Genomic DNA, 16,252 nt, shown 5'->3' with positions numbered 1-16,252 from the left:
TTATGGCAATTACCAGCCCAATGGATGTTCTGCGCGATCTTGCAGAGCAAACACTCAACGACACCACCGTTGAATTAGGAAAAGTACAGCAGGCGTATACCCACGCGGCGACGCAACTAGATCAATTAGAGAATTTCGAATTGGAATATCAACAACAGTTACGTGCCAGTGTCGTGGGGAAAGGCCTGCCTATTGCCGAGTTGTTAAATCGTCAATCTTTTATTGATTCTCTGGGGAACGTTGTCAAACAACAGGCCGGGCAAGTGGCTAAATGTCAGCATTCGGTAGACCAGACATTGTTGGTATGGCGACATGACAAACAACGTCTTAATGCATTTGAGACACTTAAAAGTCGGGCTGATGCGGTGAAAACGCTCAAAGAGAATCGTCAGGAACAGAAAATGATGGATGAATTTGCGCAGCGTGCTTGTATGGGAAAAGAGGTCTTATGATCGTCAAAGCAATACCAACCGTCAGTGGTATGACAACGAAAAGCAGCCAGCAACCCTTAACTGATGCACTGGACTTTTCCGCAACGCTGGAAAAAAAACTGTCTGCATCCGAATTGAAGTCTGCGGTGAATGATAAACTTGCCCACCCTGAGTCACTCTCTCTTGTTCAAGAGAACAGTATTGATGAGTTAGACAAAGAAGAGATTATTGAGAACGTGCTGGACGCTCTTAGTGCCGATATACCGCAACAAGAACAGCAAACCGACCCTATTTTCTCTATCGACCCACAGTGGCAACAGTTACAGCAATTGGTTAGCAACACCGCACAAGGGATTGCTGTGGCACCACTATCACCGCCCGCACTATCAGATGCCGAAATACCAGATGAAAACAGTAGCGATGGGGTAACGACAACACTTTCTGACCCTGGCAAATCTCAGGGGGGGGAGTCACCGAGTGATACCACAAACTTGCTCGGGCAAATCATACTGAAAAACCAGCCTCAGGCTACATCGAATAGGGTAGCAGAAGGTAAACAAGAGACAGGCAAGGTTGCCGCTGAACAGCACGATGATTTCCTTACGTTGGTTAAACCGAATGAAGCGAACCAACAGGACTCTGGGGTAACGGCAGTCAAGCCAGAGATCACGGCGCAACTTCCACTAACACCAGATAACCGCTCATCGGTGATAACCGATATCAGCCTGCGTCCGACACTTTCTGGTGCTAATGATATATCTGCATCTCCGACCGCCACGGCAGCTAACTCATCCGCAGTGCTCAATCAGGCGCTGGGAACTCCCGCATGGCAACAAGCGCTAAGCCAGCAGTTATCCTATTTTTCCCGTAATGGTATCCATAATGCTGAACTTCGCCTGCATCCGGAAGAACTTGGGGCATTACAAATCAATCTGCGTTTGAACAGTGATCAGGCACAGTTACATTTTGTGACGGAAAATCATCAGGTACGTGCGGCTCTGGAGGCAGCAATGCCACATTTGCGTACATCATTGGCAGAATCAGGCATTAATTTGGGGCAAAGCAGTGTCGGCGCTGATTCATCGTCATCGTGGGAGGGGTTCTCTCAGTCGGAGGAGTCAGCAACACCACATCATTTTGATGATGAGAGTGATGATTTGACACTAATATCCGAAGAGAATAGCGAAATAAATACCAAAACAATTCATTACGCCAACGGAATAAATACATTTGCTTGACATATTAAGTCATCAATTGAATTAGTGACAATAATTCAATTTCTTCAATGAATTGTCCTGGAGGCTAGCTGTAATAGAATGCTCAGCTTATTTGAGAGTCTCTATTACTGGCCTCCAAGGTATTTTATAACAAGGTTTTTCGCAAAATGTCAAAAAAGAACCCAAAAGCCACCGGGGGAGGTAAGAAGTTTTCCCTGGCGTTCTTATTTATAACGTTAATTGCCATTGGGGCAAGTGCCTTGGCTGGTTATGCTTTGTATGAAATGAAAAACATCAAAGAAACAGTATCTGTTGAAGGTAATAGTGCTGCAACCAAATCGGCACATATTGCTCCATTATATATTCCAATGGAAACTTTTACTGTTAGCCTGATGCCAACACCCACTGATGCAGATCGTGTATTACACATTGGTATAACTTTACGGGTAAGTGATGAAAACTCGGGATTATTGGTAGATCAATTCTTACCAGAAGTACGCAGTCGATTATTTATTCTTTTAGCGCATCAAACCGCTGAAAATTTATCGACTGATGAAGGGAAAAAACAATTAATTGAAAAAATTAAAAGCGTTGTCAGTAAACCTCTTGCACCGAATCAGAGTGTGGAGATTACTGATGTATTATTTAACGCATTCATCTTACGGTAATTTCTATGTCTGACAGCATATTATCTCAGGCCGAAATAGACCGATTATTAAATGGCGGCAGTAATACTGAAAGTGAAAATGTAGCGAATAGCCCGGCACTGGACGAAGGCATTAAGCCCTATGATCCGAATACTCAACGCCGTGTTGTGCGTGAACGTTTACATTCCCTTGAGATCATTAACGAACGCTTTGCACGCCAGTTTCGCATGGGGTTATTTAACCTACTGCGGCGCAGTCCGGATGTGACTGCCGGAAATATCAAGATTCAGCCATATCATGAGTTTGCACGTAATTTGCCGGTGCCAACCAATCTTAATCTGGTGCATATGAACCCGCTGCGAGGTACGGCACTGTTTGTCTTTTCGCCGAACCTGGTCTTTATGGCAGTAGATAACTTATTTGGTGGTGATGGCCGATTTCCGACTAAAGCGGATGGACGTGAGTTTACGCCTACAGAGCAACGAGTGATCAAACGTATGCTCACGATGGCACTGGAAGCCTATGATTTTGCATGGAGCACCATATTTAAACTACACACCGAATATGTTCGTGCTGAAATACAGGTGAAATTTACTAATATCACTTCATCGCCAAACGATATTGTGGTGACAACACCATTTTATGTGGAAATCGGCCCACACAGAGGCGAGTTTGATATTTGTATTCCTTTTAGCATTATTGAGCCATTACGTGAACTGCTAACTAGTCCACCAATGGAAAATTCAAGACAAGAAGAAAAACAATGGCGAAATACGCTAGCTTCACAAGTCAGAGAAACTGAGCTAGAGCTAGTAGCAAATTTTGCGGATATATCAACTCGTCTTTCACAAGTCATGAAAATGAAGAAGGGAGATGTTATTCCTATTGATAAGCCGGAGATTATCGAAGCCCGTGTCGATGGCGTACCGGTATTTTCCGGTAAGTACGGTTGTATCAATAAACAATACGCTCTCAAAGTCGAGAAAATAATGAATCCGGCGCTGTTATCTTTAAAAAAGGAGTAATTACCCCATGAGTGACACCACACCTTCGTCTGGTGCTGATAAGCAATCCATCGATAATCTTTGGGGTGAAGCGATGAGTGAACAACAAGCGACAGACAATCCCCTCGCTAAAGATAGTCTGGTTTCACATTTTTCTGAAGATCTTGATTTAATTCTCGATATCCCAGTAAAAATGACTGTCGAATTAGGTCGAACCAAAATGACTATCAAAGAGTTGCTACGTCTAAGTCAGGGGTCTGTTGTTTCCCTGGAAGGATTAGCGGGCGAGCCTTTGGATATTTTGATTAATGGCTATTTAATTGCGCAAGGTGAGGTAGTCGTCGTTTCTGATAAATTCGGTATTCGAATTACCGATATTATTACGCCTTCAGAAAGAATGCACCGCCTAAGTCGATGATGGAACCCCAAACTCCTGTTCAGGTCGCATCTTCGGTGGTTGATGCCACGACGCCCGGTTCAATATTGGTCAGTATCGGTGGGGCACTGGTGCTGGTGTTACTGATTATCGCGGCTATCGCATGGGTTGCTCGTCGAAGTGGGCTTGCCCCACGTTTATCTAAAGGGAACCAAGTCTTGTCGGTGGTTTGCAGCCATTCTCTCGGGCAGCGTGAGCGCGTTATTGTAATTGATATGGCTGATAAAAGATTATTAATCGGCGTGACACCAGGGCAGATCAATTGTCTGGCAACATTTGATAAATCAGTAACTAATAATATTGTTCCTGATTCGCCACTTCCTGTTGATTTTCAGTCGACATTTGCTGGCATGTTGAAAAAACGTAAAACAGGGCCGTCAGAATGAGTCTTTTTCCACGCCAATATACCGGTGGATGGGTGCCGTTTGGGATATTTATTCTGCTGATTGTTGGATTCTTCCTGCCCGTGCAAGATGTCTGGGCGGCCAACAGTGATGTGATGATCACTCGTTCTGCTGATGGTGAGAACTGGTCGCTGCCGGTGCAAACACTGGTATTACTAACGTCGTTAACTTTTTTGCCCGCAATACTACTGATGATGACGGGTTTTACTCGTGTCATCATTGTGTTGGGGTTATTGCGCAATGCGTTGGGTACTCCATCAACACCGCCAAATCAAGTACTGCTAGGGTTAGCTCTGTTTTTGACGTTCTATGTGATGTCGCCAGTTTTTAATGAGATATATAAAGAAGCCTGGCAGCCTCTGTCGGAGGATAAAATCACCATGGAAACCGCCCTGGAAAGGGGAGTTCAACCATTACGAGTCTTTATGCTGGAGCAGACACGAGAAACTGATCTGGCACTTTATACCAGAATGGCCAAAGAAGAGAATTTCCAAAGTAGGGACGATGTTCCTATGCGGATTTTACTGCCTGCATTTGTGACCAGCGAATTAAAAACGGGTTTTCAGATTGGTTTTAGCGTTTTTATTCCCTTCCTGATTATTGATCTGGTTGTCGCCAGTGTTTTAATGGCTCTGGGGATGATGATGGTTCCTCCTGCAACAATATCGTTACCTTTTAAATTAATGTTGTTTGTCCTGGTTGACGGCTGGCAATTATTAATGGGTTCTTTAGCACAAAGTTTTTTTAGTTAAACAGGATATAAAATGACACCAGAAAGCGTAATGGCAATGGGTTTTCAAGCCATTAAAGTCGGATTAATGATCGCAGCACCTTTATTATTTGCTGCGCTATTTACCGGGCTTATTGTCAGTATATTACAGGCTTCGACACAGATAAATGAGATGACATTATCATTTATTCCTAAGATACTGACTATTATCGCAGTAGGGATGGCTTTAGGGCCATGGATGTTGAGTGTCTTTCTTGATTACACACGTACACTTTATAGTAATTTACCCTACGTGATTGGATAGACATGCTCACCCTGTCAATCTTCAGCTTATATTCGATAATCAACCAGTTCTTTTGGCCGATGTTGAGAGTGTTAGCATTATTCAGTACTGCACCCATTTTTAATGAAAAAGGTATCGGTAAAAAAACCAAAATAGGATTGGCGATTATTATCGCATTGTTGATTGGACAAAATCAGCCTAATAGCCATATCGAGATATTTTCAATTGCTGGACTATGGGTTGGTGCGCAACAATTTATTATTGGTGCAGCCATGGGGTTAACGGTACAACTTATATTTGTTGCCGTTCGTAATGCTGGTGAAATTATTGGTTTGCAAATGGGGCTCTCCTTTGCGACCTTTTTTGACCCTGCTGCTGGAGGTAATATGCCGGTTATTTCCAGGATATTAAATCTCTTGGTGACACTGCTTTTCCTTAGTTTTAACGGGCATTTATGGATGCTAAGTATCCTGGCTGATAGTTTTATCTTGCTACCTGTGAGTAACAACACTCTGAATCCAGAGGGTTTTATTTATTTACCACAGATGGCCGGGTTAATATTCAAATGTGGGTTGATGTTGGGGTTGCCAATTATTACCCTACTGCTTTGCCTCAATCTTACGTTGGGATTACTGAATCGACTTACACCGCAATTATCAATCTTCGTGGTAGGTTTTCCTTTGACATTAAGTATAGGCATGATGGCGATGTCATTGATCATGTATACATTAGCCCCATTCTTTGAAAATATGATGGAAGATATCTTTAATCATTTATCACAGATAATTATCTTGCTGGCATGAGTGATATTTAAATTTAACACTCCATACGATGCTTTTAGTTACATATGTGTGCGCTAATTAACCTATTGTTCTTAGTGAAATAAATTGTGCTTCATATCCTACAGAGTAAAATAAGCATTAGAAACCTTCCTAACTCACCGAAATTAAACGTCATATTTTTAACCACTATGATACCAGATTTGATTGCTTGATTTAAATATTCGGTAAGTATTGTCTGTGTGTATTCAGTCATTAAATTTTGAGATTAAAATGAAATCTTTCAAGATATCCACTTTAATAAAAGTCATATTGATGGTTCTTTGTTTTACAATAATTGTCATTTCATCATTTGCATTTAAATCAATGTATCAGGCCAATGTTGCATTCAACAATATAGATTCGCTTTCGCAGAATATCAGTGAACTGAGGAGGATGAGTAGTTATCTCGCCAATGTACGTGGTGATATTAACTTTGTTTATAATGATGAGAGCGTTAGCCATGAACAGCTGGAAAATAAAGCCGCTGTTATTAGAAAAGGGCTTGATAATGCCAAGCGTCATAACGATGTTTTTAATAAAATTCCCGATTTAGATGCAACCGGGGATAAACTTACAACGGATATTAATACTCAATTTAATGCGTTAGTTGCTGCTTACACGTCAAATATGAAGTCTATAGAAACTCATATTAATCGTGGTTTTGACAACGGTGCACAAGAAGCGGCTCTGGATAAGGCCATATCAAAATATGCAGACTATGTTGCGGCAATAGAAGATGAAATTGTTGATGGATTTACGTCTGACATGCGTTCATTTGTCATCATCGCATCACTGTTCTTGGTTATCGCAATCATTATTTCATGTGTTTCTTATGTGATTATCAAAAGGAATGTGTTCAATCGTCTACAAGTTGCTTCATCTATGCTTGAGAAAATTGGTGCCGGAGAGCTTTATCACGAGTTTGATATTGGGTCACGTAATGAAATTGGGCTGATGCTCGAATCATTAAAAAATATGAAAACGTCGATCAGCCAAATTATCACTTCAGTCAGAAGCGCTTCAGATCATATAAGAACTGATGCGTCAGAGATTGACAGCAGCAATCATCAATTGGCATCGCGTACGGAAGATCAGGCCAGTGCTTTACAAGAAACTGCTGCCAGCATGGAAGAGATCAAGACAACCGTTTCTAATAATGCAGAAAATGCGAGACAAGCTAACACGCTGTCTCACCAGGCAAGAACAGCCGCTAACAGTGGTTCTATTGTGATGGGCGATGTTGTTAGTACCATGGATAAAATTTCGAAAAGCGCCCGCAAAATTTCTGAAATTAACCGTGTGATTGACGGTATTGCTAATCAGACTAATATTTTGGCATTGAACGCTGCGGTTGAAGCGGCCAGAGCTGGCGAACAAGGTCGAGGTTTCTCCGTTGTGGCAACGGAAGTGAGAAATTTGGCCAAACGTAGTGCGGATGCAGCCAAAGAAATTAGCTTACTTATTAATGAATCGGTAACAAATGTCGATGATGGGGCTAGATTAATTGAGGATGCTGGAAAAACGATGCAGGAAATAGTGACCTCTGTTACTCATGTCAGCAATATTATGCAGGAGATCACGCAAGCATCTGAAGAACAAAGTACCGGTGTGAACCAAATTGCAATGGCTGTAAATGACATGGATTTGGCGACTCAACAAAATGCCTCAATGGTTGAAGAGTCTTCTGCTATCACTCAAAACATGAATAAAAATGCCAGACAACTCGTGGATACAGTTTCGGTATTCAAAGTTGATCTGATTGAAGTATCTAAAGATAAAAATGCGCAAAGTGTCACTCGGAATAATAAAAACAACAATCACAAACGTGAAATATTCAAAGAAGAGAGATTAAGCAAACAACCACATTCTGTTGATGATGAATGGACTGAGTTCTAACAGCATAACCGCCCCGCATTTTGCGGGGTTTTTTACTTAACCAAGCTACGTCATTGACTAATGACAAGGCAGGGCATGTGTTAGCCACTTTATAATCACGGCCGTTTGTCTTCTTACTGGTGTGAAAGCATGACTTATCAACTTAATCTTAATTGGCCCGAATTTTTAGAGAAATATTGGCAAAAAAAACCTGTTGTATTAAAAAATGCTTTCCCAAACTTTGTTGATCCCATCACGCCAGATGAATTGGCGGGTTTGACGATGGAGGCTGAAGTAGACAGTCGTTTGGTCAGCCATATAAATGGTGAGTGGCAGGCGAGTAATGGGCCATTTGAGAGCTTTGATAATCTGGGTGAAACCAACTGGTCGCTGTTGGCACAAGCTGTTAACCATTGGCATGCGCCATCTGCTGAGTTAGTTCGCCCATTTCGGGTGTTACCGGATTGGCGCTTAGACGATCTGATGATCTCATTTTCTGTCCCTGGCGGTGGTGTTGGGCCGCATATCGATCAGTACGATGTCTTTATTATTCAGGGCATGGGTAGCCGTCGTTGGCGTGTGGGCGATAAATTGCCACTCAAACAGTTTTGCCCGCATCCAGCACTGCTGCATGTTGAGCCATTCACACCGATTATCGATGAAGATTTGGCTCCAGGCGATATTTTATATATCCCACCGGGCTTCCCGCATGATGGGTTTACTCATGAAACAGCATTCAACTACTCAGTTGGTTTTCGCGGGCCGAATGGCAGAGATTTAATCAGTAGCTTTGCTGATTATGCGTTGGAAAATGATCTTGGTGGTGAGCATTACAGCGATCCAGATTTAACCTGTCGGGAGCATCCAGGCCGGGTCGAAGATTATGAACTCGATCGCTTGCGCGGGATGATGGTCGCTATGATTAATCAGCCGGAAGACTTTAAACAATGGTTTGGTCGCTTTGCCACGACGCCACGCCATGAGCTGGATATTGCTCCAGCGGAACCACCTTATGAACCGGCGGAGATTGTCGAGGCTCTAATGGATGGCGAAGTCTTGGCTCGCCTGAGTGGGTTGCGGGTTTTACACGTTGGAGACAGCTTTTTTATCAACAGTGAACGGCTGGATACAGTGGACCCTAAAGCCGCTGATGTACTGTGCCGATACACTTTGATTGGTAAAAAAGAGTTAGGTGAGGCATTAGATAACCCCGCATTTGTCGCTGAGTTAACTGACCTGATTAATCAGGGTTATTGGTTCTTTGACGAGTAATCGTACTATCAATAGCGGCTTTTGAATGCATATAGATGATGCAATTCGAAAGCCGCTGGATAAGATATCCTGCAATGCATTTACTTCTGCATTAGTTCCAAGTGCTGATTAATTCTATCTACCGCAAGAGTCACACCATCATCATTCATGATCTCTGCAATGGGAAGAATAAAACCAACAGTATCGACATTTTTGTTTCCCGCTTGGATAACTTCATTTAACTCAGGATAGTTACATTCTTTCCACATAGTATCAAAGGCATTGCCAGATAACGGTGTATTGGCGTGGAATAGATATATTTTGAGAAAACTGTGCGACTCACGGCTACTGATATGTAAATTTGTTGCATCCGGTTGGGTTTTGCCATAAAGCCTGTTGATATTAGCACAATCAAGTTCCGCATCAGCAACGAGTTCAATATCTAAAATATAGTCTCCTTGTTTTATTTCTCCATCTTGCTCTTGTGAGGAGAAAATAAAACCAGCACTAATTAATGGCAAATAATCCCAAGACCAGTATGTAAGCGGATTAGTTGTTTTGCGAGTTGGCCGATTAAATGTACGAGGTGCCCAACTAACAAAGTTCAGTTCTAATTCTTCTGAAATATTATTGATAAGCGGCATCATTCGTTGATAAAAAGCAGCACAAATACGATGAGCCTGCCTGACTTGCGACAATGTTTCTTCCGGTGACATTATTTTTCCTGCTTATTCATCAATTGGTAGAGGTTGGTTTGATATCAATTCAGACAGTGATTGCCAGTGAGATATTGGGGGAACAAGTGGTATTTCTTTGACTAAAGAAAGAGGGCAAAGGTCGCTGAATATTTTTTTGGATAATGGGGCTCTCTGTACATATTGTTGTAGTTGCTGCCAGTGAGGTACTGGTTGCAGAATGCCATAAAGTGCTAGTGCAGCCAGGCAGTCGTCGAGTAGGGGATCTGAGCCAGTGACTAGTTGTACGGCCATAATGGCTTTTTGCACTTGTTTCCACTCAAGGCAATAAATGCTCAAATTGTTTCGGTTGAGTTTAAGTGTTTCAGACCATTGCTGATAATGTGTAGCGTTATTTCCTAGCGCAACAAAGATAAGTTCTCTATCAATCTCTGTTTTTGTTTCACGTTGTTGTAGAAAAGAGTCTATCTCTTTGCGCCACTGAATATAATTTTGTTTGCCTCCTTCCGGAGGTTTTACTTCAACCAAAATATCTTTACTTTCAAAACTGAATACCAGGTCTGGCTCTACAGTTTGCTGTTCCAGGGGGAAACGGGGCCAGAAATGACGTTTCTTTAACACGCCGAACTCTAGTTCCTGCCCAAAGAGAGATGTGAAAAATATTTTCATCCATTCTTCAGGGAAGTAGCTAACACGGGTAAATAGACTTGCCGTAAGTAAATCTTCTTTCGATTTAAACAGGGATCGCCAACTTACTGCCAGCTCTTTGCCTGCGATTTGCAAGGTGCCGGCTTTCCCGTGAAGCACTGCTTGTAACATTAAAATCTCCTGATAAAAGGTAGTTTTTCATCAATACTCTGTGTCACGTGAGTATTTTTATGCGTTGATTTTATGCCGAAATGTATGACCGTCAATTAAAAATTACTGGATTGTAATATCTTCCTATAAGGATAAATAGAATAGAGAATTTAAAATATTATGAGTTTTTTGTATTTAGATGAGTTAATTTGTGTACATAATTATGGACCAAAATGAGATGGATGATACTAAGTTAAAGATTTAACTAATTATCGTAGAATTAAAAAGAAGAGAACGTTCCTGAGTAAGTAATAATGCAGGGTGTTTATATGTTTGTTGAATGATACCAATAGTTGCTTAATTAAATAAAAGTCACATTGGGTATCAGGCTTTGGTGATGATGAAAGTATTGATAATTAAAAGCCCCACTCAATATTCAGTGGGGCCATCGGTTTTTTAGTTTTTAGCAGTCTGGCCCGCTGTATTTGTACTTTGCCCCTGACTGATAGAGTAGGTACCTTGATAGCTGTCATGGTCACCAATATTTGCCATTGAAACAGTTGGCGCCAGGATTGCTGCGATCAGGGTTAGAGCTGCGATAGTCATTTTCATAATAAATTCTCTTCTGTTTGTCGATGTGAAAGCCGTTTGCTTTCGATAGAAATAATGTTACTCCGATCACATAATTTGGATATCGAAGAGAATTGCTTATGTTGGTCAAAAAAAATGAATGAAAAATTGCAATGCACTACAGTTTAATTAACGAACATTCAGCATCCATCTGTATATGGCAGAACAAACTGAGCGTGCATAACGATTTTTGATATTGCCTTGTTTATTAGGCCATGACTCTGATACGTGGCAGAATATAAAAAACAATGATTGCTAACCCACTTGAGATGGCAAATAAATAAACATGGATCGCTCCCGTATACTGAAATTCCTGCTGCCCTACCTATGGCCTAAAAATAATCCTAAACTGCGCTATTACCTGATTGCTGCTGTCATCTTTATGGTGGTTTCTAAGGTCAGTACTACTCTGGTCCCCCTTGCTTATAGGGCGATGATCGACACATTGAGCAGTGAAAACGCCAAGATGATGGCTATTCCCATCACTTTGATAATTGCTTATGGGGTCGCGAGAGTCAGTGCTTCCCTATTTGAAGAATTGCGTAACGTGATGTTTGTACATGTCAGTCAGAATGCAACTCGATTGCTTGGTTTACGGGTATTTAAACAATTACATGATCTCAGCTTACGTTTTCATCTGGACAGGCAAACGGGTGGGTTATCTTTATCTATTGAGCGTGGTACACAAGCGGTTGCGACGGTACTTTCACGCATCTTGTTCTCTATATTCCCCATTTTATTTGAGATAACACTGGTCTCTCTTATTATGTGGCATCTACTCGATGGTTGGTTCGCCGTCGCCATTCTGGTAACCGTTGCCTGCTACATCCTATTTACCGTGATGGCTGTCAGTTGGCGAACTCGCTTTCGGCGAGAGCTTAATCAAGCTAATGCGGAGGCTAACACCAAGTCTATCGACAGCCTGATAAACTATGAAACTGTGAAATATTTTGGTAATGAACAGTTTGAGGCCGAACGCTTTAACCACTCCCGGCAACTGTATGAATACGCTGCGATAAAGAATCAATTCAGTTTTACTGCATTAAGCCTGGGTCAAACTGCCATTATATCAGTAGGGTTGGTTGTGATGATGTCAATGGCGGCGCAAGGTATTACGCAAGGCCGTATGACCATCGGTGATTTTGTATTGGTCAATGCTTATCTTCTTCAGTTGTATCAGCCACTCAACTTCTTTGGGTTTATTTACTCCGAAATCAGACAGGCGCTGATTGATATGGAGAATATGCTCGATTTATTGATGGTAAAAAAAGAAATTAAAGATAGTCCTAATGCGCCTGCTTTGCAGCTTACAAAAGGAGAAGTGCGTTTTGACTCTGTGAGTTTTGGTTATGACCCACGCAGACCTATTTTGAATCAAGTGAGTTTCACTATTCCGGCGGGCAAAACGGTGGCCGTTGTTGGTGCATCGGGAGCCGGTAAATCGACACTATCTCGTTTATTGTTCCGTTTTTACGATGTCACTGATGGAGCGATTTATATTGATGGTCAAGATGTTCGAAATGTGACTCAAGCGAGTTTACGTGAGGCCATTGGTATCGTACCGCAAGATACGGTGCTATTTAATGACACACTGCGTTATAACATTGCTTATGGCAGAACCTCATCAAGTTTCGCAGAGATAGAACGTGCAGCGAAACTCGCGCATATCCATGATTTCATTATTAGCTTACCTGATGGCTATGAGACGCGGGTCGGGGAGCGCGGGCTTAAGTTATCTGGTGGAGAGAAACAACGGGTGGCAATTGCGCGCACGATCCTTAAAAATCCGGCTATTTTGGTTTTTGATGAAGCAACCAGTGCATTAGATACCCATACTGAGCGCGAGATTCAGGCCCACCTACGGGAAGTCAGTCGTGACCACACGACGTTGGTTATTGCTCATCGTCTATCCACCATTATTGATGCAGATGAAATTATTGTGATGGAGGCGGGCGCAATAGTTGAACGCGGACGGCATGAGGAGTTATTGCTTAAAAATGGTAGATACTCAGCTATGTGGCAGAATCAATACCATGAAGAAGAACAACCGGTGTTGTAACCGGTTGCTTTAAAATGCTATTCAAAAGGGTGCATAAAGATGAATGTGCACTCTTTTCGCTGATATTGATTGATCTGTGGAACCAGTCGTCTGAAATGCTCTGTTGCGCAATGTATATCTAATGCTGCTTGGTCTGGCCATTCTTCAATAAATACGAAGTCGCCAGGATTTTTATGATCTATATATAAATTATAGGAAATACAAAGGGGTTCAAGTTTCGTTTTTTCCACTAATTCTCTATAAAGCGGCATGACATCACTGATGTGATCTGGTTTTATAAAATCTTGTGCAATGACTTTTAACATAACTTTAATAGCACTAGGCCCCAGTAAAATAAGTATAAGCGAATACTGCCAGCGCAATCGCTATCATAATCAGTGTTGTTTTTCTTATTTTCAATTCTGTTCTCGTTATAAATTGTGAACTTTAGAAAGATGATCCGAACCATAACGGAAAACCCACTAAAAATCATCGATCCACGGCAAAATACTTACTCCAATTTATATCTGGCAAAATCAATAATATCACCAGGTCTGGAATTCTCACAGGTGACCGATCTCCTGTAAGTTGATCTTGCTCTCGGTTTTAATATAATTATTTGTGTTAAATTTTACAATGTGCTAGGCCAGTAAGGAGGTTAACATGTCAGCACTTGAGAAATTGGTATCGGCATATTGCCATACCAGCCTGGACTTTGTGGCATCCACGATTGCTTTTATGGAAAACCAAAAAAAGAAAATTAAAGTTGATGAAATTGAAGCAAAACTTTCATCCGATGAACTCGATTTTTTCCGGGAAAGATTAGCCCACTACAGAGACATATATCGGCCTCAGTGATCCTAAGGCGGTTTGTAGTCCTTTCAATGTAAAATAAGCCGCTGGAGGGCGGCTTATTTTATTTTTGAAATAGCATTCAAAAAGACTTCCCACACTACGAGAGTGACGTGTATCTATCAACAAAAAATTTCCGTGTGTTGAAACTCACCACATTCCCCTCTATTTTTAACTAAACCTCACATTGATGCTCATAAAGTGAGCAATTAAGCTAAAATTAAAGTAGGCAATACACTGACAGTGAGGCCTACTATGTACCAAAAAATAAATGGCAGTGAATACCGGCGTATCTTTGTTGTTGGTGATATTCATGGCTGCTATAAAAAGTTGATGGATAGTTTGGGTCGAGTTGCCTTTGATCGCTCGTCTGATTTACTTGTTTCTGTGGGAGATCTGGCTGATCGCGGCTTTCAGAATACGGAATGTTATGAACTGCTTAATGCATATTGGTTTCGTGCTGTTCGTGGCAATCATGAGCAAATGGCCATTGATGTGCTGGCCGGCGATGAGGCTGATACCTGGATAGCCAATGGCGGGCGCTGGTTCTTCTTATTGGAAGGAAATAATAGATATCAAGTTGAACAGTTGATTAAACAGGCCGAACAGCTGCCATTGGTAATTGAGGTTACGACTGACAACGGGAAATATGTTATCGCTCATGCTGATTATCCTTCAGATGAGTATGTTTACGGCAAATTTGTTGATGAACATTTAGTCTTATGGAATCGTAAGCGCCTTAACGCGGCGATGAAGGGAGAAAGTGATGAGATCTCCGGGGCTGATAAATTTATTTTTGGTCACACGCCGCTGGTAAAACCATCACTATTTAAAAACCAGCTCTATATTGATACTGGCGCAGTATTCGGCAATACCCTGACCTTGATTCAGATTCAATAATGAAAAGTGTTGAACAGGAATGCCTGCTACCACCCATCGCCTGTTGTCTCCGATCTAGGTGATTCTGCTAGTCTATTTTATCTTGCGTGAGTTTTGTTGTTGCTGCATATCTGACCCGCCACCACTTCGTATGGAGGCGGGTAATATCTATCAAAACGAGATAAAACGTGACGTGTATTTATTAAGTAATAGAATTCGTGATAACAGGACTGAGGCCGCAAATACTGACAACAGTAATGTGAACCTCAATGTGACATCAGATAAGTTATATGCGCTGGCAATAAAATAGAAAATCCCATCATGCAAGATATACACTCCGATCATGGATGGGCTGATATAGGCCAACGTTTTCTTTATCCATTCAGATTTAGTGTCAAAGTTATCAAATATCACAAAGAAGCATAAACTCAGTATTAAAACGTGTAAATTATCTAGGAAATAGCCTGCATTCACTGTTTTATATACATGTATCGACATAAAACTTTCATAATAATACATTGAAATTGCTGTCGGGATAAGAAGCACTTTTGCTGCAAGACGTACTCTCGGCAATTTGGTTATTTTTTGGCAAATTTTAGAACAGAGAAATCTGCCGGTCATATAATAAAATACCCATGTCCATAATCTAAAATATTGTGGAAAATCAATTAGATATGGTCTTTCACTGAATGCACTTATTAAATCAATGGAAATAGAAAATATAACCAGGCACGAGAGTGTGATGATAGCTGTTCTGTTACTTTTTAATACTTTAGATATTATGGGGTTAATCAGGTAGATGATAGCAATACTAAATAGTAGCCAACTTTGTAGAAAGTAGCCTCGTTTGAAACCATCTTCATTGATAAAGTAGAAAAGCACGTTCCAGAAAATGATAATGGTTATGATAGATTTTAATTTTCTGAGTATATCTGCTTGATCTATCTCATCACTAGAGTCGATATAACCGATAATCATAAAAAATAGTGGGGTGGCGATGATCGACAAAAAGTACAGGACACTCATTACTTCTCCACCTAAAAAGCACTGTTCGGTACAGGTTTTACTGGCAGAATAAAAGGTAACGGCAGAAAAGCAGCTTAATGTTTTTAGCGCATGTAAACCGACGTTTCTCATATAATTGTTCGGCTCGAAATAGAGTTAAATGAGATATCCAGCTGCTGATGGCGGAGGTCTAACATTAGAACTTTCCTATTTAGGCTATTAATTTTTCACTATTTTTACATATTATCCAAATGCT

General features: G+C 41.2%; 19 protein-coding genes. 14 read left to right on the top strand and 5 right to left on the bottom strand.

Features of this window, described 5'->3' with window-relative positions; translation table 11 throughout:
• The first annotated feature begins 2 nt into the window (after nt 1-2).
• The 11 genes from fliJ (at nt 3) to FTB31_RS14280 (ending at nt 9,120) form a co-directional block, all read left to right on the top strand.
• Nucleotides 3-452, top strand: a complete 450-nt coding sequence (fliJ, locus tag FTB31_RS14330) for a flagellar export protein FliJ (RefSeq protein ID WP_076707257.1) — start codon at nt 3-5, stop codon at nt 450-452.
• Nucleotides 449-1,669 carry a flagellar hook-length control protein FliK gene (locus tag FTB31_RS14325; protein WP_227719664.1) on the top strand — a complete coding sequence of 407 codons (1,221 nt, stop codon included), beginning with the start codon at nt 449-451 and terminating at the stop codon, nt 1,667-1,669. Before fliJ ends, FTB31_RS14325 begins: the two co-directional genes overlap by 4 nt.
• A gap of 146 nt (nt 1,670-1,815) precedes the next feature.
• Nucleotides 1,816-2,316 carry a flagellar basal body-associated protein FliL gene (gene fliL, locus FTB31_RS14320; RefSeq protein WP_076707259.1) on the top strand — a complete coding sequence of 167 codons (501 nt, stop codon included), beginning with the start codon at nt 1,816-1,818 and terminating at the stop codon, nt 2,314-2,316.
• Nucleotides 2,317-2,321: 5 nt separating this feature from the next.
• A complete protein-coding gene (fliM, locus tag FTB31_RS14315; protein ID WP_050077631.1) occupies nt 2,322-3,320 on the top strand; it encodes a flagellar motor switch protein FliM in 999 nt (332 codons plus the stop codon).
• Nucleotides 3,321-3,327: 7 nt separating this feature from the next.
• The gene (fliN, locus tag FTB31_RS14310; protein WP_050077632.1) at nt 3,328-3,717 is read left to right on the top strand and encodes a flagellar motor switch protein FliN; all 390 of its coding nucleotides are present in this window, start codon (nt 3,328-3,330) and stop codon (nt 3,715-3,717) included.
• A complete protein-coding gene (gene fliO / locus FTB31_RS14305; RefSeq protein ID WP_174851201.1) occupies nt 3,717-4,121 on the top strand; it encodes a flagellar biosynthetic protein FliO in 405 nt (134 codons plus the stop codon). Before fliN ends, fliO begins: the two co-directional genes overlap by 1 nt.
• A gap of 113 nt (nt 4,122-4,234) precedes the next feature.
• The gene (gene fliP / locus FTB31_RS14300) at nt 4,235-4,891 is read left to right on the top strand and encodes a flagellar type III secretion system pore protein FliP (protein ID WP_072081885.1); all 657 of its coding nucleotides are present in this window, start codon (nt 4,235-4,237) and stop codon (nt 4,889-4,891) included.
• A gap of 12 nt (nt 4,892-4,903) precedes the next feature.
• Nucleotides 4,904-5,173 (top strand): flagellar biosynthesis protein FliQ, encoded by a 270-nt coding sequence (fliQ, locus tag FTB31_RS14295; protein ID WP_050077635.1) that lies wholly within the window; start codon nt 4,904-4,906, stop codon nt 5,171-5,173.
• A 2-nt stretch (nt 5,174-5,175) separates the two neighbouring features.
• Nucleotides 5,176-5,955: a flagellar biosynthetic protein FliR gene (gene fliR / locus FTB31_RS14290; RefSeq protein ID WP_077293498.1), complete on the top strand. Its 780-nt coding sequence runs from the start codon at nt 5,176-5,178 to the stop codon at nt 5,953-5,955.
• 249 nt (nt 5,956-6,204) lie between these two features.
• Nucleotides 6,205-7,869 carry a methyl-accepting chemotaxis protein gene (locus tag FTB31_RS14285; protein WP_227731497.1) on the top strand — a complete coding sequence of 555 codons (1,665 nt, stop codon included), beginning with the start codon at nt 6,205-6,207 and terminating at the stop codon, nt 7,867-7,869.
• A 129-nt stretch (nt 7,870-7,998) separates the two neighbouring features.
• Nucleotides 7,999-9,120 (top strand): ribosomal protein uL16 3-hydroxylase, encoded by a 1,122-nt coding sequence (locus FTB31_RS14280; RefSeq protein ID WP_077174427.1) that lies wholly within the window; start codon nt 7,999-8,001, stop codon nt 9,118-9,120.
• Between the two features lie 80 nt (nt 9,121-9,200).
• Here FTB31_RS14280 and FTB31_RS14275 read toward each other — a convergent pair whose 3' ends face one another.
• The 3 genes from FTB31_RS14275 to FTB31_RS14265 form a co-directional block, all read right to left on the bottom strand.
• A complete protein-coding gene (locus FTB31_RS14275; RefSeq protein ID WP_077174426.1) occupies nt 9,201-9,815 on the bottom strand; it encodes a hypothetical protein in 615 nt (204 codons plus the stop codon).
• Nucleotides 9,816-9,827: 12 nt separating this feature from the next.
• Nucleotides 9,828-10,613, bottom strand: coding sequence for a hypothetical protein (locus FTB31_RS14270; protein WP_077293494.1), 786 nt, complete (start codon nt 10,611-10,613; stop codon nt 9,828-9,830).
• Between the two features lie 435 nt (nt 10,614-11,048).
• Nucleotides 11,049-11,204 carry a hypothetical protein gene (locus FTB31_RS14265; protein WP_175628037.1) on the bottom strand — a complete coding sequence of 52 codons (156 nt, stop codon included), beginning with the start codon at nt 11,202-11,204 and terminating at the stop codon, nt 11,049-11,051.
• A gap of 304 nt (nt 11,205-11,508) precedes the next feature.
• Between FTB31_RS14265 and FTB31_RS14260 the strand changes: the two genes are divergently transcribed.
• Complete coding sequence (locus FTB31_RS14260; protein WP_077293492.1) at nt 11,509-13,281, top strand: ABCB family ABC transporter ATP-binding protein/permease; 1,773 nt, start codon at nt 11,509-11,511, stop codon at nt 13,279-13,281.
• Nucleotides 13,282-13,298: 17 nt separating this feature from the next.
• Here FTB31_RS14260 and FTB31_RS14255 read toward each other — a convergent pair whose 3' ends face one another.
• Entirely contained in the window at nt 13,299-13,586 is a 288-nt protein-coding gene (locus FTB31_RS14255; RefSeq protein ID WP_050077644.1) for a putative quinol monooxygenase, read from the bottom strand.
• Between the two features lie 337 nt (nt 13,587-13,923).
• Here FTB31_RS14255 and FTB31_RS14250 point away from each other — a divergent pair, with 337 nt between their 5' ends.
• Nucleotides 13,924-14,118, top strand: coding sequence for a glycogen synthase (locus FTB31_RS14250; RefSeq protein ID WP_050077645.1), 195 nt, complete (start codon nt 13,924-13,926; stop codon nt 14,116-14,118).
• Nucleotides 14,119-14,367: 249 nt separating this feature from the next.
• Nucleotides 14,368-15,012: a metallophosphoesterase gene (locus FTB31_RS14245; protein ID WP_050077646.1), complete on the top strand. Its 645-nt coding sequence runs from the start codon at nt 14,368-14,370 to the stop codon at nt 15,010-15,012.
• Between the two features lie 150 nt (nt 15,013-15,162).
• Here FTB31_RS14245 and FTB31_RS14240 read toward each other — a convergent pair whose 3' ends face one another.
• Nucleotides 15,163-16,128 (bottom strand): acyltransferase, encoded by a 966-nt coding sequence (locus FTB31_RS14240; protein WP_050077647.1) that lies wholly within the window; start codon nt 16,126-16,128, stop codon nt 15,163-15,165.
• Nucleotides 16,129-16,252: the final 124 nt, after the last annotated feature.

This window comes from Yersinia proxima, assembly GCF_902170785.1.
Classification (GTDB): domain Bacteria; phylum Pseudomonadota; class Gammaproteobacteria; order Enterobacterales; family Enterobacteriaceae; genus Yersinia; species Yersinia proxima.
The sequence above is the reverse complement of the archived record's forward strand: the minus strand, read 5'-3'. Positions and strand labels throughout refer to the sequence as shown.

Coding starts and splice junctions, on each gene's coding strand:
- FTB31_RS14240 (WP_050077647.1), bottom strand. CDS start 16,128: ATGAGAAACGTCGGTTTACATGCGCTAAAAACATTAAGCTGCTTTTCT.
- fliR (WP_077293498.1), top strand. CDS start 5,176: ATGCTCACCCTGTCAATCTTCAGCTTATATTCGATAATCAACCAGTTC.
- fliM (WP_050077631.1), top strand. CDS start 2,322: ATGTCTGACAGCATATTATCTCAGGCCGAAATAGACCGATTATTAAAT.
- FTB31_RS14255 (WP_050077644.1), bottom strand. CDS start 13,586: ATGTTAAAAGTCATTGCACAAGATTTTATAAAACCAGATCACATCAGT.
- fliJ (WP_076707257.1), top strand. CDS start 3: ATGGCAATTACCAGCCCAATGGATGTTCTGCGCGATCTTGCAGAGCAA.
- fliO (WP_174851201.1), top strand. CDS start 3,717: ATGGAACCCCAAACTCCTGTTCAGGTCGCATCTTCGGTGGTTGATGCC.
- FTB31_RS14270 (WP_077293494.1), bottom strand. CDS start 10,613: ATGTTACAAGCAGTGCTTCACGGGAAAGCCGGCACCTTGCAAATCGCA.
- FTB31_RS14260 (WP_077293492.1), top strand. CDS start 11,509: ATGGATCGCTCCCGTATACTGAAATTCCTGCTGCCCTACCTATGGCCT.
- FTB31_RS14275 (WP_077174426.1), bottom strand. CDS start 9,815: ATGTCACCGGAAGAAACATTGTCGCAAGTCAGGCAGGCTCATCGTATT.
- fliN (WP_050077632.1), top strand. CDS start 3,328: ATGAGTGACACCACACCTTCGTCTGGTGCTGATAAGCAATCCATCGAT.
- fliP (WP_072081885.1), top strand. CDS start 4,235: ATGATCACTCGTTCTGCTGATGGTGAGAACTGGTCGCTGCCGGTGCAA.
- FTB31_RS14280 (WP_077174427.1), top strand. CDS start 7,999: ATGACTTATCAACTTAATCTTAATTGGCCCGAATTTTTAGAGAAATAT.
- fliQ (WP_050077635.1), top strand. CDS start 4,904: ATGACACCAGAAAGCGTAATGGCAATGGGTTTTCAAGCCATTAAAGTC.
- FTB31_RS14325 (WP_227719664.1), top strand. CDS start 449: ATGATCGTCAAAGCAATACCAACCGTCAGTGGTATGACAACGAAAAGC.
- FTB31_RS14245 (WP_050077646.1), top strand. CDS start 14,368: ATGTACCAAAAAATAAATGGCAGTGAATACCGGCGTATCTTTGTTGTT.
- FTB31_RS14265 (WP_175628037.1), bottom strand. CDS start 11,204: ATGAAAATGACTATCGCAGCTCTAACCCTGATCGCAGCAATCCTGGCG.
- FTB31_RS14250 (WP_050077645.1), top strand. CDS start 13,924: ATGTCAGCACTTGAGAAATTGGTATCGGCATATTGCCATACCAGCCTG.
- FTB31_RS14285 (WP_227731497.1), top strand. CDS start 6,205: ATGAAATCTTTCAAGATATCCACTTTAATAAAAGTCATATTGATGGTT.
- fliL (WP_076707259.1), top strand. CDS start 1,816: ATGTCAAAAAAGAACCCAAAAGCCACCGGGGGAGGTAAGAAGTTTTCC.